Genomic DNA, 23,018 nt, shown 5'->3' with positions numbered 1-23,018 from the left:
CTGCCCGAACCGGGGGCGGAACTCCGTCGGTGTCAACGCCCGACGGCCACGGTGAGCCCTTCGACCGGGCAGGCGGGCGCCGCCGTTCCCGCGCGCTCACGCCGTCCGGAGATCGGACGATCACATGCGCATATCAGGTGTGCCGTCACCCTTGCCCCCGCCCCGCCGGGCCCCGAAGGTCTAAACATCGGGGAAGGAGAGAGGAATGCGGGGGCCGCTGGTCGTCAAGCGGGCGCTCGGCGAGCCGCTGCTCCTCCTGGCCGCGCTCTGCTCGATCCTGCTGACGACGACCACGCTGGTGGCGCTGACGATGTACGCCTCCTCCATCGCCGGCGCGGGTGTGCGCAGGGCGATGGAGACGGCCTCGTACCGCCAGACGACCACCACGATCACCGCCCAGGTCAACGCCGGGACCTTCCCGGAGTACGACCGGATGGTGCGCGACGAGCTCGCCGCGGCCCACGGGGCCCCACCGGCTGCCCCACCGGCTGCCTCACCGGCCGTCACCACCAGCCTGCGCTCCGACTCGTACGTCATGCCGGGCCAGGACGGCGAGGAGCGGCCCGAGCTGCTGCGGTTCGGCAGCCACGACGGGCTCGACCGGCACGCCCGGCTGGCCGCGGGCAGGTGGCCGCGGGCCGGCGGGCCGGCCGTCGAGGCGGCGATCTCGGAGCCGGCCGCCGCCGCCACCGGGTTCGAGATCGGCGAGGAGCTCGTCACGAAGGCGCGGCTCGACGGGCGCCCGGTCGAGGTCCACGTCGTCGGCGTCTTCCGGCTCGACGACCCCGTGGGCGAGCGGTGGGCCGGTGAGGAGCTGCTGAGCAGGGGAGTGGAGCGTGGCGAGTACACCACGTACGGGCCCCTGATGGTGACGCAGGAGACGTTCGTCGCGCGCTTCGCCACCGGCGTGCGGGCCGTGTGGGCGGCCGAGCCGGAGCTCGGCGCGCTGACGCCCGAACGGCTGCGCCCGCTGGCCGAGGCCGTCGGCCGGGTGGGCGAGCGGCTGGCGGCGGCCGGATGCGTGAACTGCCTGACCGCCGGCGACCTGCCCGAACTCCTCACCCAGCTCGACACCGCGTCCCTGGTGGCCCGCTCCACGGTGCTGATCCCGGTGTTGCAGCTGCTGGTGCTGGCCGCGTACGCGCTGATGCTCACCGCGCGGCTGCTCGCCGACCACCGGCGCATGGAGATGGCGCTGCTGCGCTCGCGCGGCGCGGGCACGACGCGGCTGGCGAGCCTGGCCGGGGGCGAGGCGCTGCTGGTGGCGGTGCCGTGCGCGATCGTGGCGCCGTTCCTCGGGCCGCCGCTGCTCGCGCTGATCGGCCTGCTGCCCTGGATCAGCGCCTCGGGAGTGCGGCTGGCGCCGCGGGTTGACGCGGGCACGTTCCTCGTGTCGTCCGGGGTGGCGCTGGCCGCGGCCGCGCTGCTGGCGCTGCCGGCCGTGGCGGGCGCGCGGCGCACGTACGTGGAGGAGCAGTCGGCGCGCGGGCGCGGCGGCCGGCGCGGGCTGGTCCAGGGGGCGGGCGCGGACCTGGCGCTGCTGGTCGTGGCCGGGCTGGCGATCTGGCAGCTCCAGCGTTACGGCGCGCCGGTCACCGCGACGGCGGCGGGCGGGCTCGGCATCGACCCGCTGATCGTCTCCGGCCCGGCCCTGGCCCTGCTCGCGGGCGGCCTGCTGGGGCTGCGGCTGGTGCCGCGCGTGTCGCGGCTGGCCGAGCGGCTGACCTCGCGCCGGCCTGACCTCGCGCCCGCTCTGGGGGCCTGGCAGGTCAGCAGGCGGCCGCTCACGTACGCCGGCCCCGCGCTGCTGCTGACCCTGGCGATCGCCATCGGCGTCGTCTCCATGGCCACCACCGCCACCTGGCAGGCCTCGCAGCGCGACCAGGCCGACCACCGGGCGGCGGCCGACCTGCGCCTGTCGGGCCCGTCCGAGGGGCCCGAGCTGGGGACGCTCGGCCGCGGCACGGCGTTCACGGCGCTGCCCGGCGTCACCGCCGCCTCCCCCGCCTTCCGGGCGCCGACCGGGGTGGGCGGCGAGAGCGCGCTGCTCGTCGCCCTGGACGCGGGCAGGCTCGGCGAGCTGTTCCGCCTGCGCCCCGACCTGTCGGCGCGGACGGTGCCGCAGCTGTCCGCGGCGCTCGCCGGAGACCGGGCGGCCCGGCTGCAGCTGCCCGGACGGCCGCGCGCCCTCACCGTGCGGGTCGAGTCACGCGCCGCCGTGCCGGCCAGGCTGGTGCTGTCCGACGCGCTGGGCGTGTGGTTCGACCTGCCGCTCGGCGAGCTGCGGGAGGGCGGCAACCGGGTCGAGGCCGACCTGGCCCCGCTCGCCGGACGCGCCGGCACGATCACCTATCCGCTGTCCGTACGCGGTCTCGTGGCGGGCGAGCAGGCCGCCCTGAGGCTGACCGGGCTGAGCGCGGACGGCCGGGACGTGCCGGTGGCCGGGGCCGTCGCCCGCCCGCGGGGCGTGATCACCTTCGGCCCGCCGCGTGAGCCGGGCCCGCTGCCCGTGGTGCTCACGTCCGGCCTGGCCGCCACCCTGGAGCTGGACGTCGGGCAGGTCGGGACGGTTCGCCTCGCCGGCCGGGTCGTGCGGGTCGAGGTGGCCGGCATCGTGACGGGCATGCCCACGAGCGCCCCGGACCAGCAGGCCGTGCTCGCCGACTGGGAGACGCTGCAGGCGTACGAGCTGGCCGCGGCTCAGCCGCCCAGGCCCGCCACCGAATGGTGGCTCGCCGCCCCCGACACCGCTCCCGCGCGGGAGATCCTCCGCCGCAACCCCCAGTGGGACGTGACCGCGGTCGACCGCCGGGAGCTGGCGGCGGAACTGCGCGACGATCCGCTGGCCGGCGCCCTGCAGGGCGCGCTGACCCTGGCGTTCGCCGCCGCGCTGGGGTTCGCGGTGCTCGGGTTCCTGGTGAACGCCGTGGTCGCGGCGCGGGAGCGGCGGGCCGAGTTCGCCGTGCTGCGCGCGCTGGGCACCGGCCCCCGCCAGGTGCTCGGGATGCTGGCCACGGAGCAGGCGTTCGTCATCGGGCTGTCGCTCGCCGCCGGCACCGCGCTCGCCGTGGTCGTCGGGAACCTGGTGGTCCCGCGCGTCGTCATGACCGGGCAGGCGTCGGCGGTCACGCCCGGCGTGCTGTTCCACATCCCGTGGGCGGCCGTCGTGGCGATGCTGGCCCTGGTGACGGCGGTGCTGGTCACGATCGTCGCCGGGCTGGCCCGGCGCATGTGGCGGGGGCAGACCTTGGAGGAGCGGTGAGGATCCCCCTGGGCGTCCGGGCGCACGCGGGCACGTCGGCGCTGCTCGTCGTGCTGACGGCGGTCGCCTGCCTGCTCGTCGCCGGGCTGCCGAGGACGATGCAGGCGTCGTTCGACGAGGCGCTGCGCCGCTCGCTGGCCGCGACCGTCGCGGTGCGGACCGACCTGACCGTCACCGCGGCTCCGGCCCTGCCCGCCGGGGAGCTGCACTCACGCGCGGAGTTCGAGGGCGCCGGCCTCCACTGGCGCCGGCTCCTCCCGGCGGAGCTGCGGCCCCTGGTCGGGCGCGGCGGCCACATCAGCGCCAAGACCTTCCGCACGCCCGTCAACGAGACGGGCGACACCCGAACCTTCGTCAACCTCGGCTGGCTGTCCGACGCCGATCGGCGGGTGGACTGGGTGCGCGGCCGCCCGCCCGGCAAGCCGTCCACCACGCGGTACCGGGGTGCGACGATCCCGGTCATCGAGGTGGGCGTCGTGGAGGAGGCCGTGGAGCGGATGGGGTTGCGCGTCGGCCAGACCAGGATGCTCGGCGAGAGCGCGCACACCGCCGCGAAGATCGTCGGCGTCTTCAGGGCCAAGGACCCGGCCGACCGATCCTGGAGCCACGACGCCGACGTCCTGCACGTCACCAGGGTCGTGCCGGCGGACGGGCCGGAGGAGTTCCACACCACGACCCTGATGTCGGACGACGGGCTCAGCGCGCTCACCAACAAAGCCCGTACGCTGGCCTACCGCTGGGTCCTTCCCCTCGACGGGCGGGCCGCGAGCGCCGCCGGCGTGCCGGGCGTCGAAGCCGCGGTCGCCGCGTTCCGGCGGCAGGTGGACGTCCAGGGGACCGGCAGCATCAGCTACCGCCTGGTCACCGGCCTGCCCCCTCTGCTCGCCGGCTTCCTGGCCACGCTGTCCGCCGCCCGGACCGTCATGTACCTGGTGCTCGGAGGCCTGTTCGCGGTCGCGCTCGGCGTGATCGCGCTGGGCGTGCGGCTGCTGACCGACCGGATGGAGCGCACGATGGCCCTGGCGCGGGCGCGCGGCGCCGCGCTGCGGCAGGTGGCGGCGGCCGGGGCCGCGCTGACCGCGCTCACCGTGGGGCCCGCGGCCCTGGCCGGGTACGCCCTGTCGTTCCTCCTGCCGGGGCCCGTGCCGCCGATCGTGCACCTCGGACCGGCGGTCGTGGTCGTCGCCGCCGTGACCTTCGCCGCGGCACGCCTGGTGCTCGCGCATCGCACGCCGCTGGGGGAGCGCCGTGCCGACCTGGTCACCGCCCGGCCGTCCGCGCGGCGGGTGACGGTGGAGGCGCTGGTCGTCGTGCTCGCGCTGGCGGGGGCGTACCTGCTGCGGGCGCGAGGACCGTCCGGCACGCAGCAGGATCCGTTCCTGCTGGTGATCCCGGTGGCGCTGGCGCTCGCGGCCGCGCTGATCACCTTGCGGTGTTACCCGTACCCGCTGCGGCTGCTCGTCCGGCTGACCGCGCGGGGGCGGGCGGCCGTGCCGTTCCTGGCGCTGGCCGGGGCGGCCAGAGGGCGATCCACGGGCGCGCTGACGGTGCTGGTCCTGCTGCCCGCGCTGAGCCTGTCGGTGTACGCCGCGGTGGTCCACGACGGGATCACCACCACGCAGCGGCTCGCGTCCTGGCAGAAGGTGGGCGCGCCGATCAAGCTGACGTCCGTCGCGGACATCCCGCCCGGCGCCATCGAGCGCGTACGCCGGGCCCCCGGGGTCGAGGAGGTGGCGCTCGCGCTGACGGGCCGGGTGCAGATCGGGGCCACGGGGGAGCGGCCGTACGCCGTCGCCGTGGACCTCGCGCGGTGGCGGCGGGTCAACGAGGACGCGCCCATCAGCCTGCCCGCGCTGTCCGGGGACAGGTCCGCGCTGCTCTCGCCCGCCCTGGGCGACCGGGACGCCTTCGACATCATGTGGCTGTCGCCGGTACGGTTGACCGCTCAGGGCCTGATCGACGCGGTGCCGGGTTTCTACTCCAGCGGGCAGTTCCTCCTCGTGCCGCGGGAGGTGCTGCCCTGGCCCGCGGCCAACACCCTGCTGATCAGGGGCGACGCCTCGCCCGCCGACCTGGCGCGGCTGGTCCCGTCGGCCACCGTGGAGACGCAGGAGGCGGCGCTGGCGGCCATCCAGGCCGACCCGCTCACCGGCACGGTCCGCACGACGATGGTCGTGGTGACGGTGGCGCTGGGGGCGTACGCGCTGGTCGCGATCGTCCTGTCGCTGGTCGCGGGGGCGGCAGGGCGGGCCAGGACGGTGTCGCTCCTGCGCACGCTCGGGCTGTCCGGCAGGCAGGCCAGGCGGCTGGTCCTGCTGGAGCTGCTGCCCGTCGTCCTCGTCACCGCGCCGGTCGGCCTGGCTCTGGGGCTGGTCCTGCCGGCCGCGCTCGGACCGGGCGTGGACGTGTCCGCGTTCGCGGGTGGCCTGCCCGTCGCCGGCCACACGCCGGGCCTGCTCACGCCCGTGGCGCTGGTGGCCGGGATGGGCCTGTGCGCCGTGCTCGGGGCGTACGCGCACATCGCCATGGGCCGGCGCCGGAACCTCGACGCCCTCCGCGTGGGCGACCCCTGACCACCAGAACACCCGGCCCGGGTCAGGTCGGCGCGGGGAGCGGCCGGGCCTTCGCCCGCGCGATGCGCGCCTTGACGTCGCGGAAGTGCAGCCGCATCGCCTCTCGGGCGGCCTCGGTGTCACGGGCGCGCAGCGCCGCCACGATCCGGCGGTGGTTGACGACGATCTCCGCGGTCCGCTCCTCCGGCGGGCCGAGCGTCGGCTCGACCTCGTGGTAGACGTCCCAGAACAGGCCGATCAGCTGCAGCACCAGCTCGTTGCCGCACGATTCGTACAGCAGCGCGTGGAACGCCCGATCGGCTCCAGGGTCCCGGTCCATGCCGTTGACCAGGGCGTCCAGCGCGGCGAGGCGGGTGACGCTGGTGCTCCGGGCCACCTGGCCGATCAGCCCGGTCTCGAGCAGCTCCCGAACCTCGACCAGATCGTGCAGCGCGCGGATCCCGCCGCCCTGGCCCGAACGCACCTGGAAGGCGAGCGACGGGGTCAGCACGTCGAGCGACGCGTGCCCGACGAACGTCCCATGTCCGTGCCGGATCTCGACGATGCCCAGCGCCCGCAGGGCCCGCACGGCCTCACGGACGCTGTTGCGGCTCGCCCCGAGCAGGTCCATCAGCTGCACTTCGGTGGGCATCGGCGCCCCGGGGGCCAGCCCGCGCTCGTGGATCAGGGCGATGATGCGCTCCTGAAGCGACGCGCCGTCACGCGTAGGCATGCTGCCTCCAGGCTCGTCGAAGACCTCGTGTCGAACATCCCACCTCTCGGTCTGCGAAAGCCAGGCGGTGGAGGAGATTTTACGCCGACTACACGGACGGGCCACCGGACGCACGCCGCTCGTTCAACCCGCTGGACGTCCTACGTCCCGGAGGCATGGTCGGGCGCGGCGGTGGCGCCCGCGGGTCTCCGCGGGCGCCGTCGCCGGGCGGCTCGCGCCCCTCAGCCGACGTGGTCGAACGGCAGCCGCAGCCCGAGCCGGCCGCCGATCGGGAGGTTCCGCTCCCGGACCAGGTCCAGCTCGGCGCCGGTGAGAGCGCGCCGGTAGACGCGTACCTCGTCCAGCGTCCCGCGGAACCGGTCCGCGCCGTCCAGCCGCTGCCCGACGTGGATCCCGTCGAGCCCGAACTCCTTGCCGAGCGTCAGCGAACCGGCCGGCACCGGCGCCGACGAGACCTGCACGCCGTCCACCAGGAGCCTGAGCTCGCCGCGTACCCGCTGGAGCGCCACGAAGTGCCACTGCCCGTCGTTGTACGCGCTCGGCGACTGCACGGTCACGTCGAACCGGTCGACGGCGAGGACCGCCCGGATGCGGTTGCTCGCCGGCTCCGCCCGCAGCCACAGCCCAGGCGGGTTGGTGCCCCGGTCCACGCGGTGGAACCAGAGGATCGCGTGCGAGCCGGCCGTCTCCGAGTACCGGATCCAGGAGGCCAGCGTGAAGTCCTTCGCGCCGAGGTCGATGGACGCGTCGAACGCCACCTCCGCCCGGTCGTCCACCCGGTCCAGGGCCAGCCCGCCGCCGAACCGCCCGTCGGCGGTCTGCGCGCCGCCGCGGACGTACGCCGTGTTGCCGTGCGGCGACCTGTCCGGCGTCGTCGGGCCGGGCGCGGGCGGCCCCGGGATCCCGGGCGGGGTGCCGTTCGGCGTCTCCAGGAACGCCTCGTTGAACCGGGCGAACCGGATCTGCTCGTACGGTGACACGTCGCCGGCCTCGTACATCAGGGCCGCCTCGGCGCCGTCCAGCCGCACCATGTCCGAGTACGCCGACGGCCCCCAGTGGAAGACCTTGCCCTCGTTCCAGCTCTCGAAGCGGCGCCCCTCGTCGTGGGACGACCGGATCCCCATCGCCTCCCGGGCGCCCGGGTGCATCGGCGAGGAGAAGAGGATGTGCTTCTCGCCGAACCGCAGCAGCGACGCCTGGACGTCGGTCGTCGCCAGGGCCGGCATGGTGCGGAACGGCGCGTCCCACGTCTCGCCGCTGTCGCTGCTGGTCGCGTACGCCCGGCTGCCCTCGTTGGTGCCGCGCTCGCGGGCCGAGGCGTAGATCCGCCCGTCGTCGAGCTCGACGACGGTGACCTCCTGGGCGATCATCGTGCCGTCGTCGGAGGACGTCTCGGCTCCGATGTTCCAGGTCACCCCGCTGTCGTCGCTGTAGAGCAGGTGCGTGCCGTAGGCGTGCGCGCCCACCCGGTCCCAGCTCTCGTAACTCGCCCCGACGACCAGCCGGCCGGCGTGCGGGCCGTGCCTGAGCTGGATGCCGTGCATGGGGCCCGTGGCGTACCAGTGGTTCCACTCCGGACGCTTGCCCTCGGTCATCTCCCTTGCGGCCGACCAGGTCGCCCCGTGGTCGTCGCTGACCTGCACCCAGGGATCGCGGTCACAGCCGTCCGGGCACGGCTCGGCGCCGTTGTGGGTGCTCACCAGCACGACCCGCCCCGTACGCTCGTCGACGATCGGCACCGGGTTGCCGTGGGTCGTGCCGTTCCCCTCCGAGACCACCTGCAGCGGCCCCCAGGTCCGCCCGCCGTCGGCGGAACGGCGCAGCACGAGGTCGATGTCCTCGTCGTCGCCGCAGTCCTTCACCCGCCCCTCGGCGAAGGCCAGCAGCGTGCCGTCCGCGGCCCGCACCACGGCGGGGATCCGGAAGCAGGCGTATCCGAAGTCGCCCCGCTCGTAGAGCACCTGCTCGTCCACGAACGGTGCGGTGCCGCCGGTCGCGGAGTCCTCTGCCGGCGCAGCCGCCGCGGGCGCGCCGAACACGCCGACGAGTAAGCCCGCGAGCACCAGCACGGCGCTCGCCCGGCGGCGCGGCGAGCGCCGGGCACGGCTTTGCGGGGGGTGACCATCGTGCATGTCTTCGCCCTTCCTGGCATGAGAGTGTGAGGGGACGTCCTACGTCCAACGGAGGATGTCAAAAAATCGGTGAACAGGGAATGGTCGCCAGTGAACGGATACGGCGCGGACCGGCAACGGCGTGCCCGGATGCCGTGGCTGTCGCAGGGTCGCTGACCTGGCGTTCCAGACCGTGCCGGGCCGGGGAAGGCGGCCACGGTGGCGCCGGCCGACAGTGGATGCTCTGCGGCGGGAGGTCGGACGTCCCCGTCCGGGCGTCAGGAACGCCTGAGAAGTTCCGGCGAGCGACCGTTACGCCTGGCGGGCCCGCCGCACCGCCGGCGCCCCGGCCCGGTGTTCACACGAGCCGGCGGGCGAGAGGCAGCCGGGTGCGGGTGATCAGGGCCGCCACGGTCGCCAGCGCGGGCAGTCCCACCACCACGGCGATCACGAAGGGCCACGGTACGGCGATCGTCGCGGGATCTCCGGCGCCGTGCGTCGTCATCGGCCGGGTCAGCGCCACGCCGGTCACCGTCCCCGCGACCAGCCCCACCAGCGCGCCGAGCCCGGAGATGTAGAGCGCCTGACCGGCCACGACCATCCGCAACGTCCCTGACCGCGCGCCGACGGCCAGCAACGTCGCGCGGTCGGGCCGCATGTCGGCGGCCGCCAGGCGGGTGGCGGCAAGCGTGCCGCCGACGACGAGGACGAGAGCTCCGGCCAGCCAGCCCCACAAGCCCGGCTCGGGCACGTTGCGGTAGCCCTGTTCGGAGGCGACCGTCACGCGAGGGGTCACCCTGGCCAGGTCGCGCGCCAGCGTCGAGCCGGCCGGCGGCTGGTGCATGGCATACAGCTGACGCTCCGCCGTCGCGAACCCGGCCCGCTCGACCAGCGCGCGTGGCAGCAGGGCTCCGCCCTGGTGCTCGTCGGCGGGTGTGGCCGCCACCGCCGGCACCTCGAGCCTGCGTGCGGGGCCGGACGTCGAGCTCGCCCGCAGCGCCAGCTTGCCGTCGCGCACCGCGGCCGGGTTGAACACCACGGCCTTGCCGCTCACCAGCGCGGCGGCCGCCCGCGGATCGTGGCGTCCCTGCAGCAGCCTCAGCAGAGCCTGGTCCCCGATGGCCGCCGTACGGCGCGTCCTGGTGCCGTTCCAACGCACCTTGTACCGCAACGCGTAGCGGTGACCCTGGGCGTCCTCGGCGTGGTAGCCGGCGGCCAGCGGCACGCCCGGCAACCTGCGGACCGCCTCGGCGCGCAGCCTGTCCCAGGTCGCGTCGCCCATGGGCCCGCCCCAGATCGCCAGCGTGCCGGTCGGACGCGCGGAGGTGTAGGCGTCGCGCTGGTCCATGAACTCGCTGTGGGCGCCGATGCCCATCGCCACCACCGTGGCCGTGACCGCCATGACGGCCGCCACGGCGCTCGCCGTACGGGATCGGTGGCGAACCGCGTCGCGGACGGCCATCCGCAGCGGCAGCCGCAACCGTGTGGCCACCCGTCCCGTGCAGCGGACCAGCCACGGCGTCAGCACCACCAGCCCGATCATGACCAGCAGCGCGGAGGCCCACACCCACACCAGGCCCGGCTGGCGCCGCGCCACCACGGTCGCTCCGAGACCGGCCAGCACCAGCACGGCTCCCGCCAGGGGCCACCCCGGCCGGTCGGCCACCCCGGACGCGCGTCCGGACAGCACGGTCACCGTGTCCTGCCGGGCCGCCTGCACGGCGGGCACCAGCGCCGCCGCGATCCCGGTGATCAACCCCAGGGTGGCGACGCCCAGCACCGGCGCCCACGGCACCTCCGTCGGGCCGACCTGGCCTCCCCATCGCGCGGCGACCTGGGCGCCCAGCACCCCGGCCCCGACGCCCAGCAGCGTCGCCACGACGGTGGCCGCGCCCCCGAGGACCAGCCCGTCGGCCAGCACGATCGTCCGCAGGTGCCGGGCCGAACCACCCTGCGCCGTGATCTCGGCCAGTTCGCGTCGCCGTCGTCTGAGCCCGACCGCGAAGGCGGGCCCGGCCAGCAGCGCCGTCTCCAGCACCAGCATGATCACCATGGCGCCGAGCCCGACCGTGTGCTGGACGTCCAAGGAGGAGAACCTGACGAGGGAGCGCGGAGAGTCAGGAAGCGCGGCGCGGGAGGTGACGTACAGGCCGGCCGCGTTCAGCGCGGGCACGTCGGCCCAGGTCACGGGCTCGGCGGTGTCGGCGAGCCAGCCCGGCCCGTACCTGGAGAAGGAGAAGCCGTCATCCATGGGCTCCAGCGGCAGATCCGGGCCCACCACCTCGCGGAGCGAGGGCCGGTGCGGATGCTCGACCACGCCCGCCACCGTGAGCGGCGCCGCGCCGGACGGCCGCAGGAGGTCGCCGGGGCGCAGGCCGAGCGCGGGAGTCACGGCGACCTCGCGGGCGGCGGGGAACCTGCCCTCGGTCAAGGCCAGCATCCCCCTGGTGAGGGGGTCGCGCAGGTCGGTCTCCACCGCGTCGACCCGTTCGGCGCCCAGCCGGAGCACGCCGGTGCTGAAGGGGACCAACCGGGTGCCAGGTCCCAGCAGGGCCGCCACCTCGGCGCTGCCGAGCTCCGGAGCGGCCGTTCCGTCGTCGCCGGCGGGGCTCCAGCCCGCTCCGTTCGGCTGCTGCCGGAGCACCGTGCCCTCGGGCGTCCGGACGAGGCGGGCGTCGGCCGTGCCGAGCTCGGCCACCACCCCCTCCCGCGCGGTGACGTACATGGTCTCGGTGAGGGTGAAGACTCCCGTGATCACCAGGACGGGCAGGCCGATCATCACCATGATGAGCGCGCTTCGTCCTCGGGAGCGCCACGCGGTCCTGCGGGCGATGCGCAGCGCGGCGACGAGCGCGCTCATCGGGCGCTCACCAGCGAGCCGTCCGTGGAATCCGTGATCTCCCCGTCGCGCAGGAACACCACCCGGTCGGCCCAGGCGGCGTAGCGCGGCTCGTGGGTGACGAGCAGGACCGCGGCGCCCGCGTCACAGCGGGCGCGTAATGTCCGCAGGATCTCGTCGCCGGTGCGCGTGTCGAGCGCGCCGGTCGGCTCGTCGGCCAGCAGCAGGCGCCGCTCGCCGACGAGAGCGCGGGCGATGGCGACCCGCTGGCGCTGGCCACCGGACAGCTCGTCGGGAAAGCGGTCGGCCAGGTGCTCCGCGCCTATCTCCCTCAACACGCCCAAGGCCTGCTCGCGGGCGGGACGTTGCCGCACGCCGTCCAGCTCGCGCGGCAGCATCACGTTCTCCGCCGCCGTCAGCGACGCGATCAGGTTGTGGTCCTGGAAGACGTAGCCGACGCCGCGGCGCCGCAGCGCCGCCAGGTCGCGCACGGTGGCCAGGTCGTGCTCGCCAATGTGCACCGTTCCCGACGTGGGCCGGTCGAGCCCGCCCGCGACGTGGAGCAGGGTCGACTTGCCGGACCCCGACGGGCCCATGACCGCGATCAGCTCTCCCTCGCCGACTTCGAGGCTCACGCCCTTCAGCGCGTGTACGGCTGCCGCCCCTTCCCCATGGACCCTGGCCACCTCGGCCAGCCGCAGGAACGTCATCTTTCCTCCTCGAGAACGGCCTCGCAGTGGTCCAGCCACCGTTGCTCGGCCTCGGCCTGGAAGATCATGGAGTCGAGCACCAGCCGCTGCGCCGCGCCTGCCGTGGCCGCTCGCTTGGCCATGGTCAGCTGCTGGAGAGCCCGCATGGTCGCCGTCCGCTGCCGGTGGATGACCTCGACGACGTCCACGTTCCTGGCCGCGACGGCCATGGCCAGCTTGATGACCAGCTCGTCCCGCGGCCGGTCGGAGTGGACGACCGGGGTGCTGAACCATCGCGCGGTCTCCTCCCGGCCGGCCTCCGTGATCATGTAGACGACCCGGCCCTGCTCGTCCGACTCGCCCGGCCTGACCAGGCCGTCACGCTCCAAGCGGGACAGCGTCGTGTAGACCTGGCCGATGTTGAGCGGCCAGGTCGCCCCTGTCGACGCCTCGAACTCGATGCGCAGCTGGTAGCCATGCCGGGGCCCTGTGCTGAGGAGGGCGAGCAACCCGTGTCTGACCGGCATGCGTACTAAGTATGCATACGCAGTATGCACTCATCAAGAGGGCAGGCACGTTCTTCGGATCCAGCGATCGCGCGGGCAAGGCACGCAGAAGAGCTGACTCACGTGAACGGCGTCAGGTCGACAGCGTCCGCCGGCGCCCTGCAGCCCGCGTCGTCACCCCGCCGGGGGAGCAGCCGTCCGCGGCGTCATCGCACCCTTCCCCCGTCGCCGGGTTGGTTCATCGCGTTCCGCGGCCGTTGTCCGTTCAGAGCCGCACGGACTTCCGAGAACACCTCCTGGGTGACGTCCGCCAGCGACTCTTCCGAATAGAAGCCCGCGTGCGGGGTCACGATCACGTTCGGCAGGGCGAGGAGCTCCTCGTGCGCGCCCGGCGGCTCGGTCGCCAGGACGTCGAGGGCCGCGCCCGCCAGCCGGCCCGCCCGCAGCGCCGCCAGCAGGGCCGGCTGGTCGACCAGGGCGCCTCGTGCCGTGTTGACGAGGTAGGCCGTCGGTTTCATCGCCGCCAACCTCGCGGCGGAGATGACCTGCCGGGTGGCGGGCGTCAGCGGCGCGTGCAGGCTGAGCACGTCGGCCTCCGCCACCAGCCGCTCGAGCGGCACCAGTTCGGCGAACGCCGCGTGCGGGTCGCCCGGCTCGACCACGGGGTCGGTCGCCAGGACGCGGAACCCGAGCGCGGCGGCCCGGGCCGCGACGGCGCCGCCGGCACGGCCCAGCCCGAACAGGCCGAGAACCTGCCCACGCGTGCGGCGGAGCGTCCCGGCCTGGCGGTAGTCCCATCCGCCGTGCCGTACGTGATCGTGGTATCTGACGATGCCCCGGGTCGACGCCAGGATCAGCGCCAGGGTGTGGTCGGCCAGCTCCTCGACGCAGTAAGACGGCACCCGCGAGACGTGGATCCCGGCCGCCGTCGCGGCGGCCACGTCGATGTTGTCGACGCCCACGCCGTACTCGCAGATCAGCCGGCAGCGCTCCATCCTGTCCACCAGCGCGGCGGTCACCGGGACGGCGTCGGTGACGACCACGTCGGCCGAGTGGCACAGCTCGAAGGCGTCGGCCCGCCCGGAAGCGTCGATCAGCTCCGCCTGGGAGCCGACCAGCGCGGGATCCAGCCCGTGCGGTTCCGGGTGATCGAGCACCACCACCCGCTGCAACGTGCCCATGCATGTCCCCCTGTTCTGGCGACGTCTTGTCCGAGGATCTCGTACAGGACGTACGCGTCGGCGATCCCATGCATTCCGCCAGGTCGTAACGTGTTGACCGGCAGGGGGCACGTTAGGATCGCCGGGTGGGACAGGCGCCTTCACGATCACGGGGTTGTCGCACCGCCGTCTCCTCGCGGACAGCGGGGGCGGGCACTGTGGCGCGCGGCCGCGGGATCGCCACTCGGGTCAGAGGATTCTTCCTCGACGGGCGCTTCTGGCATCCGCGGTTCCCCCGGCTGCGCGCGCTGATTCCCCGGCGGGTGGTGCTGGCCTGGCCGGAGTTCCTTCTCGATGGCCGGTGGGTGACCGCTTCCGAGCTCTACGGCGATCTCGGCATGCTGCGGGCGGGAGGCCGATTCACCAACGCGGGTGGGGAGACGCTCTTCGACGCGATCGCGCGCACGGCCGTGGACTGGGACGGCAGCACCTGCTCCTCATGTGACCTTTCAGGTCACGTCCTGGCCGACCTGGGCTTCTTCGGCTCCCGTGACGACCTGTTCGACGAGCACGGTCAAACCCTGTGCCTGCCGGTGCGCATCCCCGCGGATCTCCTCATGAGCCGCCGGGCGGCTTGAGCGCGCGTGGCGGGCGGCCTCCTCCACCGGGCGTGCCGGTCAGCAGGTGTCGGCTCCGTCGAAGGTGCGCGGGCCCCGAGCGACCTGCGAGTAGATGGTGCGTCCCGGGTCGACGGTGTGGCAGGCGCCGTCGGTGCCGCGCGCCCACTTGATCTTCAGCCGTAGCCGGCGGTCGCAGTCGTTGCGCGCGTATCCCTTCTTGGTGAAGGTGCCCGTGGTCTGCCAGACGGCCACACACGAGGGGGCGTTGCCCGCCGGCGCGGCGGCGGTGGCCGGAGGTGCCGCGGCGAAGGCGCCGGTGAGGGTGAGGGCGGTGAGGGCGGCTGCGGTCATGTGTCGCACGAGGTGGTGCTCCTGTCTCGGTTCGCCGTAGCGGGTCCGTGCCGGCAGGGCAGGGGCGCGGCAGGCACAGAAGCGAAGATCTCAGATAGGCCGACGGCCCGGGCATGGCCGGGCGGCACAGTGTCTGACCTGCTGTTTTGGGGGTGTCGTCGGTAACGTTTCCGAGGCGTCGCAGAGAATGCGGGCGCACTCGGTCAAACGCTCTCGAACCCGAGCCGGCCCGCTTGAGAGCCGCCCGCCGGTCCGGTGCGGCGTAAGGAGGCGTATCTCGAAGAGGCTTCAGCCGGTCGTGGTGCCGTCGGTCGGTCGGGGCGCGGCGATCCGCTGGGCGGCGTGGACCACGGCGGCACGGCGGCGGGCGGCTTCGGCGCCGTCCTGGACGTCGCTGCCGGACAACATCCGGGCGATCTGCGGCGCCGCGGACCAGTAGCTCGACAGCGCGATGACCAGGAAGATCAGATGGGCGGGGTCGAGGGTGTCGTCGATCAGCCCGGCCCGTTGCGCCGCTGCCACGGCCTGGGCCTTGCCGGAGTAGAGCTCGGTGCGCACGACCTCGTCCGACACGCTGCCGGTGTCCGACAAACCCTCCCACAGCACCAGCCGGGCCAGGTCGGGATGAGCCCGCTGGTAGTCGAACGTGCGGCCGGCGAACTCGCCGACGTCCGCGGCGCGGGTGATGACCAGCGGCACGGCGGCGGCGATCCTGTCCAGCTCGCTGCGGATCACCGCTGAGAACAGCTTGGGCTTGTCGCCGAAGTAGTTGTAGACCCGTTCACGGTTGATCCGGGCGCGCTTCGCGATCCGGTCGACGGTCGTCCCGTCCGGTCCGTGCTCGGCGAACTCGGCCAGCGCCGCCTCGTAGATGCGGCGCTTCGTACCCTCGACATCCCAGGCCATGCGGCACATCCTAGTCCAACACCAACGTTGCAGTTGGAACCGGCCCGGGTTAGGGTCGTAGTAACAACACGATTGTTGGAATTGCCCATGGCGTCGCGGACAGCACGACCTGGGTGTCCAGCAGGCTTCACCGTGGTGTGGGCGTCGATCAAGCTCGGGGCGCGGCGCGTCAAGCGGCTCGCGGCCCACCTCGGCCGCCGGCAGTCCGCCTGGCACGAGGAGACCGTCCGCGTGCCACCGGGGCGACGCCCCACCAGCAGACCGTCCACCTCCATCACCCGGGAGCATGTCCATGACCGGCAAGACCGTACTGATCACCGGCGCGACCAGCGGCATCGGCGCCCACACCGCACGGTTGCTGCTCGACCGCGGCCACCGCGTGGCCGTCACCGGCCGCGACGAGAGCAGACTCAGGGCCTTCCTCGACGAGACCGGCCACCCCGACCGGCTGCTCGGCGTCATCGCCGACGCGGCCGACTGGCCGGCCACCCAGGCCGCCGTGACCCGCACCGTGGAGCATTTCGGCGCCCTGCACGCCGCGGTGGCCAACGCCGGATTCGTCTCCAGCGACTACCAGCACACCGCGGGCGCGACCCTCGGCGACGGCGACCCGGAGTTGTGGCCGCCCATGGTCCTCACCAACGTCCTCGGCCCCGCCCTGCTGGCCAGGGCCGCCCTGCCCCACCTCGAGGCCACCGGCGGGCGGCTGGTGCTCGTCGGCAGCGTCGCCGGGCTGAAGAACAGCCCCGCCAACCTCTACTCGGCCACCAAGTGGGCCGTCACCGGGCTGGCCGAGAACCTGCGGATGTACGCCACGACCCGTGGCATCGGCGTCACCCTCGTCAATCCCGGCATGATCGACACCCCCTTCTGGCCAGGCGACAGCGCACCCTCCTTCGCCATGCCTCCCCACCACGTCGCCGAGTCCATCTGCTTCGCCCTCGACCAGCCGGCGGGCGTCGACCTCAACACCCTGACCATCCGGCCGATCGGGCAGCCCGTATGACCCACGGCCGGGTGCGGGCGGGCCGGCGGTCACCGGCCGGCCCAGTGACCGGCCCAGTGACCGGCCCAGTGACCGGCCCAGTGACCGGCCCAGTGACCGGCCCAGTGACCGGCCCAGTGACCGGTCAGAAGCGGAAGGTCTCGGCGAACCGGTGGAGAAGCTCGGGATCGCCCTCCACCCGCACGCTGCCGTCGGCCAGTGCCTGGCCGGCGGTCCTGGTGCCGGTCATCAGGGCGTGGATTCCCTGATCGGACAGCCTCTCGATGACGAGGTCCGGGGCGGGATGCGGGCCGCTGCCGACGGTCAGTGCCCCGTCGGTGATCTGCAGGCGGAGGGTGAAGCCACCCATGCGGACCTCGTAGCCGATGGTCGTGTCCCGGGCTGTTTCCGGCCGGTAGGTGGTGCGAAAGGCCATGGCCACCGACTCGGCGGTGACGATCTCGCCGGGGCGGGGCCCGGTCATCGTCCTGGCGCCCCAGCGGCCGAGCGCGATCAGCGCCGGTTGGAGCTGGAGCCCGTAGTTGGTGAGCTCGTAGACGACCGCGCGCTCGGGGTGGGGGAGCGCGCGGCGGACGGCCAGACCCGCCTCTTCGAGCTGTTTGAGGCGGGCCGCCAAAATGTTGGTCGGGATGGCGGGCAGGCCCTTGCGCAGGTCGGTGTAGCGCTGGGGCCCCGACAGCAGGTTGCGGACGATCAGCAGGGTCCAGCGCTCGCCGACCATCTCGAGGGCACGGGCCAGGCCGCAGAACTGGCCGTATTCGCGAGCCGCCATACTGCAGATCGTACCGCTGGCTTGGATTGACCAAGCATGATTGTAAAAGACAAGCTTGCTGCATTCGGCGATGGCCGCTCGGGCGTCGACGGCTCGGTGCGCGGTCGGGTGGAGTCAGGCCGGCTTGGTGATGGCGGCCGTCAGGTGGGTCAGGCCGTACTCGAAGGCGCGGTCCACGTCGCCGCCGAGATTGAAGGCGGCGGCCAGTTCCATGCTGATGAAGCCGTGCGCCCAGGCGGTGATCGTGCGGGCCGCCTCGAGGGCCTGGCCGGGGCCGGTCAGGTCGGCGGCGATCTGCAGGAGGGGGGTCGCCGTGCGGCTCAGGAGGGCCGGATCGGGTCTGGCCGGGGCCGGAACGTTCGTGAAGATCAGGCGGTAGGCGGCCGGGCGGGCGTGGGCGAACGCGCGGAAGGCGCGGAGCAGGGCCGCCAGCGTCTCACGGGGATCGGTGGTCGCCGGGACGGCGTCGAGGTGCTTCTCCAGGTCGAGGAGGGTGGCCTCGGTGACGAGGCGGACGAGGGCGTCGCGGTTGCGCACCCGCTTGTAGAGCGAGGGGGCGCGCACGCCGACCCGGCCGGCGACCGCCTGCATGGTCAGTTGCGCGAGCCCGTGCGATTCCAGGATGTCGCGGGCTGCTTCGACGATGGCGTCCAGCGAGGTGCGGTCGGGCGTCGGCATACGTTCTCCTCCGGCGGTGCGGTGTCGCCTCCACAGTATAGCTATGGACATTAGCCATGATGGCTATGTACCGTAGCCATCATGGCGGATCGACGAGGAGACGGATCATGAGGCTTGATCGGCACCTGCATCGCATCGGAAACGACATCGTGGCGGTCTATCTGGTCGTCACCGACGATGGCGTGACGGTCGTCGACGCCGGGCTGGCCGGGCACTTCCGCGAGCTGACCGCCGAGCTCGCCGCCCTGGGCCGCACCCCGGCTGACATCCGCGGCGTCGTGCTCACCCACGGCGACACCGACCATCTCGGCTTCGCCGAACGGCTCCGCCGGGACCACGGCGTCCCGGTCTTCGTCCACAGCGCCGACGCCGCGCGCGCCCGGGGCGAGGTCAAGGTCAAGAACAGCTGGGGGCATGCCAGGCTCGGCGCCACGGCCGGCTTCCTCTGGTACGCCGCCCGCAAGGGCGGCCTGCGCACGACGTACCTGACCCAGGTGTCGGAGGTGGCCGACGGCGACGTTCTTGACCTGCCGGGCTCGCCCCGCATCCTGCGGTTGCCAGGGCACTCGCCGGGCAGCGTCGCCGTTCACGTGACCGAGGCCGACGCGGTGTTCGTCGGCGACGGGCTCACGACCCGGCACGTACTGACCGGACGGCGCGGGCCGCAGCCGGCGCCGTTCACCGACGATCGGGAGCAGGCGCTGGCCTCGCTCGACCGGCTGGCGGAGGTGCGGGCGAAGTGGGTGCTGCCGGGGCACGGCGCACCCTGGAGCGGGGGCGTGCAGGAGGCGGTCCGCCAGGTCCAGGCCGCGGCGCGACCGGATTGAGGATGGATGCCCGCCCCGCTATTGCCGGACGCCCATCTCGCTGTTCCGGCCCTCGGCCTCGCTGCCTCCCAGGTCGAAGGTCTGCCGGGTCCTGCCCTCGGCGTCGAGCCGCCAGAAGCGGGCGAGGTCCAGGCCGCCACGCCAGACGCGCAGCAACTCGTCCTTGCCGTCGCCGTCGTAGTCGGCCAGGGCCCAGGTCTTCACGGCGCCGCGCTGCCACTCCTTGAGGGGCTTGCCGGCGGAGGCGCGGTCGGGTCCGCCGTGGGTGGTGACCAGGCCGGGGCGGCGCAGGCCTTGCGGGGAGCCGGTGAGGATCTCGGCCTTGCCGGTGATGACGGCGTTCTTGCCGGTGACCTCGCCGGAGACGAGGTCGTCCCGGCCGTCGCCGTTCAGGTCGCCGCAGGCCAGGCTGCCCCGCAGGCCGGTGAGGATCTGCGGTTCGCGGTCGCGGCCGTAGAAGACGCGGGTGATGCCGTCGACGGACGGGGCCTCCGTGTCGCTGCCGGGCTCGTTGTTGCGCGCCCCGCTGTCGCCGATCGCCACGTCGCGGCGTCCGTCGCCGTCGAAGTCGCCGAACACGGCCGCGCTGCCCGTGGCCACCTCGCGGAACGCTTCGCCGGTCAGGAGCCAGGCGTCGGCCTGCTCGCCGTCGTCGGGCCCGTACAGGACGGCGCCGGACCCGCGCGGATCGGTGACCAGCCTGCCGGGCCATTCGCCTTCGGGGAGCGGGCGGCTCGCCTCGCGGGCCGGTCCGCCGGACCTGGTGAACGGGCCGTGGAGGAGGACGAGCCGGGAGCCGTCCGTGTCGCCTTCGCGCGACCTGGCCGCCAGGATGTCGATCGCGTCGTCCCCGTCGAGGTCGGCCAGGCCGGAGCGGCTGCCGTACGGCAGAACGGTGGCCGGGCCCAGGCCGCTCCAGAAGATCGACAGCGAACGGTCCGGGATGACGACGTCGGCGCAACCGTCGCCGTCGAGATCCGCGAGTTGGGGGAGCACCTCACCCGTCATGTTCGCCTCGCCGGCGACGTACGCCGTGGACGGGTCGAGCCCGCGCGCCGATCCGTGCACCACCACGAGCTGACCCCGCTCCAGCGATTGGCCCGTCGCGCCCGTCCAGACGAAGGCGAGGTCGGCGTACCCGTCGCCGTTCAGGTCACCGGGCTCCGCATCCCCGGCGCACCGCGGCGGCGCGGGCGGCGAAGCGGCAGGGGTGACCGCGACCGGGGTGGCCATAACCGGGCTAGCGACCACCGGGGTGGACGCGGCCGGAGAAGACGCGCCGGGCGACGGTACGGGCGGCGGTACGGGCGGCGACGGTGATGGCCGCGACGTGGCCGGGCCCGAGGCGGCGCAGCCGGTGAGCGCCAGCGACACGAGCAGGACGCCGAGCTTTCTCGCCATGGCCGCTCACCTTACAGGGGCGTGCCGACGAGGCGGACGTATGCGCCGGCGGCGATTCCAGCGGACACGGCCCGGACGCGGGAGAAGGCGGGAGAAGATCGCACGCCGGCGGCAGAACGCCCGGCTTCTTCCTGGCCGGCGTCCTGCGCCCGATCCACCGCGCGCTGCCGGACCTGCACTCTCCCCTGCGCGGGGGAAGGGACCGCCGGTGTTTCACACCGTCGGGGGATCCCGTCCGGACGACGATCCTGGGAGATTCGACGGCGTCCAGTTCGGTGGGTTCGGGAGGTTCGGGTGCGGGTGACGCAGGGTCGGGCGGGTTTCCCGCTGCTATGAGTACGGGTGCGCGATGGAGCGCGGTGCGCAGGCTCGCGGGCTACGCCGCGGCGTTCAGCATGTCGCTCTACCTGGCAGTGAAGATCGTCTGGATCGCCGCAGCTCTGCTCGGCCACGGGCCGGGCACCTACGGCACCGCCGGCTGGGTGCTGCTGAACGCCGTCACCGTGGTGATGGCGGTGACCGGGATCGCGCTGGGGCTGGCGCTGGCCCAGCGATGGGGCCGCCGGCTGCCCGCCGCTCCGGTGATCTTCTTCTCCTGGGTGGGTGCGGGCTTCCTGGTCCCGATGCTTCCTTACACGGTGATCAGCGGCGTCCTCGGCGTGCTCGAGGCCGATCCGGGTGGAGGCGACGGCATCGCATCGGCTGCGCGAGAGGATACGGTCTTCCTCACCATCGGCTTCACCGGGATGGCCGTGGGGCTGGCCGTGGCGTTGCCGATCTATCTGCGGGAACGGTGGCCGCGGGCCTTCCTCGGCCACGTCGAAGACGGCCCGTCCCGCTCATCGGGGCTGGTCACGGCGGCAGTGGTCGTGGCGGCCGGGCTGGGGCTGCTGTGGTCCTCCTGGGCGCTGGGCGGGACGCTGGGCCTCGATCCGGCTCACCGCGAACACGGGGATCTCCACGGGCGGCTGCTGAACGCGAGCGCGGGACTGTGGGCCTTGCTCGGAGCCTGGAGCATCTGGGCGATCATCCGCCGCCGGCCTGCCCGGCTTCGGCGGTGGGTGCCGATGACGCTGGCCTTCGGGGCTTCCGGCTCGATGTTCGCGTGGAGCGGTTGGAAGCTGCCCATGGTCATCCTCCGACCCGGAGGCTTCGTGACCGCCGAGTACACGATGCTCGCCATCGTTCAGCACTCCTTGAGCATCGGCGTGGGCCTGATCTTCATGGCCGTCGTCCTGCGGGCCGCCCGGAGGGAAGACGCCGCGCCGCCGGGGAGTGCCGCGGCCCTCGAATGACCTCGGCAGGGGGCCCGGCCGCCTTGGTGTCACGGCCCGCGTGCCCTACCCCGCCGACGGTCGCCGGGTCAGGACGAGAGAGGCCGCTCGTCGCGGGAGCGGCCGCCGCGGACCAGCCCGGCGCCCAGGTCGGTGATCTGGTGCACCATCATGTTGACGTGACGGGTGCTGGTGATCAGCCCGGCGCCGTGCAGCACCTGCGCGTGCTGGCTGGCGTTGGAGAGCGACGTTCCGGTACGCCGTGCGAGCTCGGTGGTGGTACAACCCATCCCCGAGGCGATGCACCGCAGGATCCGGGAACGGGTGGCCCCGAGGAGCACGGACAGCGAGTCCCGGGGAGCGGCCGCGGGCACGGGCTCCGGGCGGTTGACGGCCGGGTAGACCAGGACCGGGGGCAGCCGCTCGTCGACCAGCGCGACGGGGGTGATCTGGCAGAAGTACGACGGGATGAGAGTCAGGCCCCGGCCGCCCAGCTGGATCTCCCTGTCGCCGGCGGGATAGGAGGCCTCCAGCGCAGGGGGGCGCCAGCGCAGCGCCGGCGCCAGGCCCGCGAGCATGGACTCCACGCCGTGGTCCAGCAGCAGGCGGGCCAGCGTGGAGCGCTCGTGGCCGAGGACGCTTTCCAGCGTCGTGTACAGAGGGCCGAGCGCCGTGCGGCTGTAGCCGGCCACCAGGTCGGCCAGCCGGCGGATGGCTCGCCGATCGCCCCTGGCCAGGTCGTCCAGGCCGCCCGGCAGACCGGCGTGCGCGTGCAGGACGGTCATCTCCTGCCGGACGCGTTCCCGTGGCGTGTCGACCAGCGCCGCGATGCCGTCGTCGAATCCGCCCTGAGCCTCGATCGGGGTCAGGAAGTCGGGGAAGTACGCGCCCGTCGGGGCCAGCGGGACCAGGGTGCGCCGTACGGGTTCGAGCAAGCCCGCCGAGGCGAGGTTCGCGCGCGCCTGACGCCGCCAGCCGGTCATGTCCGGGCCGCCGCCACGGTCGCGCAGGCGGTAGAGGCTCATCACGGTCTCCCACATGACATCGACGCGGGAGGCGATGCGTACCCGGGCGAGATCCTCGGCGGTGAAAACGATCCTCAGCAGGCCACCCGTCATGCCTACCAGTATCTCCGCCCTCTCGCGTGACCGACTTATGCGAAATGTTCGGAAGGCCCCTTGCCGATGGGTAGCAAGAGGCGGGGTCTCACCGCTCGTGCGGCGCCACTCGCCTCGACGGCGGCAAGGCCGTGCCGTTGACCTGTGTGTTTTGGGCTCAACCGAAAGTTCTGGCCCGATCGGCCCGCGGGGCGGGACCATGTCAGGGCGGCG

Annotated in this window: 18 protein-coding genes; 6 read left to right on the top strand and 12 right to left on the bottom strand. The window is 73.6% G+C overall.

Features of this window, described 5'->3' with window-relative positions:
• Positions 1-205: 205 nt before the first annotated feature.
• Together ACZ6SA_RS15895 and ACZ6SA_RS15890 are read left to right on the top strand one after the other, a co-directional pair.
• Positions 206-3,262, top strand: a complete 3,057-nt coding sequence (locus ACZ6SA_RS15895; RefSeq protein ID WP_465828522.1) for an FtsX-like permease family protein — start codon at positions 206-208, stop codon at positions 3,260-3,262.
• Complete coding sequence (locus tag ACZ6SA_RS15890; protein WP_465828520.1) at positions 3,259-5,835, top strand: FtsX-like permease family protein; 2,577 nt, start codon at positions 3,259-3,261, stop codon at positions 5,833-5,835. The genes ACZ6SA_RS15895 and ACZ6SA_RS15890 overlap by 4 nt, the downstream gene beginning before the upstream one ends.
• Positions 5,836-5,857: 22 nt before the next feature.
• Here the strand turns inward: ACZ6SA_RS15890 and ACZ6SA_RS15885 are convergent, their stop codons facing one another.
• The 6 genes from ACZ6SA_RS15885 to ACZ6SA_RS15860 form a co-directional block, all read right to left on the bottom strand.
• Positions 5,858-6,547 carry a FadR/GntR family transcriptional regulator gene (locus tag ACZ6SA_RS15885; RefSeq protein ID WP_347642352.1) on the bottom strand — a complete coding sequence of 230 codons (690 nt, stop codon included), beginning with the start codon at positions 6,545-6,547 and terminating at the stop codon, positions 5,858-5,860.
• 221 nt (positions 6,548-6,768) lie between these two features.
• Positions 6,769-8,679 carry an exo-alpha-sialidase gene (locus ACZ6SA_RS15880; RefSeq protein WP_465828519.1) on the bottom strand — a complete coding sequence of 637 codons (1,911 nt, stop codon included), beginning with the start codon at positions 8,677-8,679 and terminating at the stop codon, positions 6,769-6,771.
• A 337-nt stretch (positions 8,680-9,016) separates the two neighbouring features.
• Positions 9,017-11,518 (bottom strand): FtsX-like permease family protein, encoded by a 2,502-nt coding sequence (locus ACZ6SA_RS15875; protein ID WP_465828518.1) that lies wholly within the window; start codon positions 11,516-11,518, stop codon positions 9,017-9,019.
• Positions 11,515-12,207: an ABC transporter ATP-binding protein gene (locus ACZ6SA_RS15870; RefSeq protein WP_347642355.1), complete on the bottom strand. Its 693-nt coding sequence runs from the start codon at positions 12,205-12,207 to the stop codon at positions 11,515-11,517. Before ACZ6SA_RS15870 ends, ACZ6SA_RS15875 begins: the two co-directional genes overlap by 4 nt.
• Complete coding sequence (locus ACZ6SA_RS15865) at positions 12,204-12,713, bottom strand: PadR family transcriptional regulator (protein ID WP_465828516.1); 510 nt, start codon at positions 12,711-12,713, stop codon at positions 12,204-12,206. The genes ACZ6SA_RS15870 and ACZ6SA_RS15865 overlap by 4 nt, the downstream gene beginning before the upstream one ends.
• A gap of 185 nt (positions 12,714-12,898) precedes the next feature.
• Complete coding sequence (locus ACZ6SA_RS15860) at positions 12,899-13,873, bottom strand: C-terminal binding protein (protein WP_465828515.1); 975 nt, start codon at positions 13,871-13,873, stop codon at positions 12,899-12,901.
• A 197-nt stretch (positions 13,874-14,070) separates the two neighbouring features.
• On the opposite strand from ACZ6SA_RS15860, the gene ACZ6SA_RS15855 reads away from it, so the two are divergent.
• Positions 14,071-14,490: a hypothetical protein gene (locus ACZ6SA_RS15855; protein WP_465828513.1), complete on the top strand. Its 420-nt coding sequence runs from the start codon at positions 14,071-14,073 to the stop codon at positions 14,488-14,490.
• A gap of 39 nt (positions 14,491-14,529) precedes the next feature.
• On the opposite strand, the gene ACZ6SA_RS15850 is transcribed toward ACZ6SA_RS15855, so the two are convergent.
• Entirely contained in the window at positions 14,530-14,823 is a 294-nt protein-coding gene (locus ACZ6SA_RS15850; RefSeq protein ID WP_347642359.1) for a hypothetical protein, read from the bottom strand.
• 288 nt (positions 14,824-15,111) lie between these two features.
• On the bottom strand, positions 15,112-15,729 hold the full coding sequence (locus ACZ6SA_RS15845) for a TetR/AcrR family transcriptional regulator (protein WP_443150786.1): 618 nt from the start codon (positions 15,727-15,729) through the stop codon (positions 15,112-15,114).
• A gap of 292 nt (positions 15,730-16,021) precedes the next feature.
• On the opposite strand from ACZ6SA_RS15845, the gene ACZ6SA_RS15840 reads away from it, so the two are divergent.
• Positions 16,022-16,735 (top strand): SDR family oxidoreductase, encoded by a 714-nt coding sequence (locus ACZ6SA_RS15840; RefSeq protein ID WP_347642361.1) that lies wholly within the window; start codon positions 16,022-16,024, stop codon positions 16,733-16,735.
• Positions 16,736-16,859: 124 nt separating this feature from the next.
• Here ACZ6SA_RS15840 and ACZ6SA_RS15835 read toward each other — a convergent pair whose 3' ends face one another.
• Both ACZ6SA_RS15835 and ACZ6SA_RS15830 read right to left on the bottom strand, forming a co-directional pair.
• Positions 16,860-17,507 (bottom strand): winged helix-turn-helix transcriptional regulator, encoded by a 648-nt coding sequence (locus ACZ6SA_RS15835; RefSeq protein ID WP_465828512.1) that lies wholly within the window; start codon positions 17,505-17,507, stop codon positions 16,860-16,862.
• Positions 17,508-17,621: 114 nt separating this feature from the next.
• Positions 17,622-18,185, bottom strand: a complete 564-nt coding sequence (locus tag ACZ6SA_RS15830; RefSeq protein ID WP_347642363.1) for a TetR/AcrR family transcriptional regulator — start codon at positions 18,183-18,185, stop codon at positions 17,622-17,624.
• Positions 18,186-18,292: 107 nt separating this feature from the next.
• Between ACZ6SA_RS15830 and ACZ6SA_RS15825 the strand changes: the two genes are divergently transcribed.
• Positions 18,293-19,012: an MBL fold metallo-hydrolase gene (locus tag ACZ6SA_RS15825; protein ID WP_465828510.1), complete on the top strand. Its 720-nt coding sequence runs from the start codon at positions 18,293-18,295 to the stop codon at positions 19,010-19,012.
• Between the two features lie 18 nt (positions 19,013-19,030).
• Here the strand turns inward: ACZ6SA_RS15825 and ACZ6SA_RS15820 are convergent, their stop codons facing one another.
• Entirely contained in the window at positions 19,031-20,413 is a 1,383-nt protein-coding gene (locus ACZ6SA_RS15820) for an FG-GAP repeat domain-containing protein (RefSeq protein ID WP_465828509.1), read from the bottom strand.
• A gap of 359 nt (positions 20,414-20,772) precedes the next feature.
• Between ACZ6SA_RS15820 and ACZ6SA_RS15815 the strand changes: the two genes are divergently transcribed.
• Positions 20,773-21,708, top strand: coding sequence for a hypothetical protein (locus tag ACZ6SA_RS15815; protein ID WP_347642366.1), 936 nt, complete (start codon positions 20,773-20,775; stop codon positions 21,706-21,708).
• A gap of 68 nt (positions 21,709-21,776) precedes the next feature.
• Here ACZ6SA_RS15815 and ACZ6SA_RS15810 read toward each other — a convergent pair whose 3' ends face one another.
• Complete coding sequence (locus ACZ6SA_RS15810; RefSeq protein WP_465828507.1) at positions 21,777-22,805, bottom strand: ArsR/SmtB family transcription factor; 1,029 nt, start codon at positions 22,803-22,805, stop codon at positions 21,777-21,779.
• Positions 22,806-23,018: the final 213 nt, after the last annotated feature.

This window comes from Nonomuraea sp. NPDC049378 (assembly GCF_055586745.1).
Note: the sequence above shows the minus strand (reverse complement) of the source record. Positions and strands in the feature narration are given on the sequence as shown.

Bases quoted from the DNA above. Each gene is read 5' to 3' on its own strand.
- ACZ6SA_RS15895 (WP_465828522.1), top strand. From the start codon at position 206: ATGCGGGGGCCGCTGGTCGTCAAGCGGGCGCTCGGCGAGCCGCTGCTC.
- ACZ6SA_RS15885 (WP_347642352.1), bottom strand. From the start codon at position 6,547: ATGCCTACGCGTGACGGCGCGTCGCTTCAGGAGCGCATCATCGCCCTG.
- ACZ6SA_RS15880 (WP_465828519.1), bottom strand. From the start codon at position 8,679: ATGCACGATGGTCACCCCCCGCAAAGCCGTGCCCGGCGCTCGCCGCGC.
- ACZ6SA_RS15875 (WP_465828518.1), bottom strand. From the start codon at position 11,518: ATGAGCGCGCTCGTCGCCGCGCTGCGCATCGCCCGCAGGACCGCGTGG.
- ACZ6SA_RS15870 (WP_347642355.1), bottom strand. From the start codon at position 12,207: ATGACGTTCCTGCGGCTGGCCGAGGTGGCCAGGGTCCATGGGGAAGGG.
- ACZ6SA_RS15865 (WP_465828516.1), bottom strand. From the start codon at position 12,713: ATGCCGGTCAGACACGGGTTGCTCGCCCTCCTCAGCACAGGGCCCCGG.
- ACZ6SA_RS15860 (WP_465828515.1), bottom strand. From the start codon at position 13,873: ATGGGCACGTTGCAGCGGGTGGTGGTGCTCGATCACCCGGAACCGCAC.
- ACZ6SA_RS15850 (WP_347642359.1), bottom strand. From the start codon at position 14,823: ATGACCGCAGCCGCCCTCACCGCCCTCACCCTCACCGGCGCCTTCGCC.
- ACZ6SA_RS15845 (WP_443150786.1), bottom strand. From the start codon at position 15,729: ATGGCCTGGGATGTCGAGGGTACGAAGCGCCGCATCTACGAGGCGGCG.
- ACZ6SA_RS15840 (WP_347642361.1), top strand. From the start codon at position 16,022: ATGACCGGCAAGACCGTACTGATCACCGGCGCGACCAGCGGCATCGGC.
- ACZ6SA_RS15835 (WP_465828512.1), bottom strand. From the start codon at position 17,507: ATGGCGGCTCGCGAATACGGCCAGTTCTGCGGCCTGGCCCGTGCCCTC.
- ACZ6SA_RS15830 (WP_347642363.1), bottom strand. From the start codon at position 18,185: ATGCCGACGCCCGACCGCACCTCGCTGGACGCCATCGTCGAAGCAGCC.
- ACZ6SA_RS15825 (WP_465828510.1), top strand. From the start codon at position 18,293: ATGAGGCTTGATCGGCACCTGCATCGCATCGGAAACGACATCGTGGCG.
- ACZ6SA_RS15820 (WP_465828509.1), bottom strand. From the start codon at position 20,413: ATGGCGAGAAAGCTCGGCGTCCTGCTCGTGTCGCTGGCGCTCACCGGC.
- ACZ6SA_RS15810 (WP_465828507.1), bottom strand. From the start codon at position 22,805: ATGACGGGTGGCCTGCTGAGGATCGTTTTCACCGCCGAGGATCTCGCC.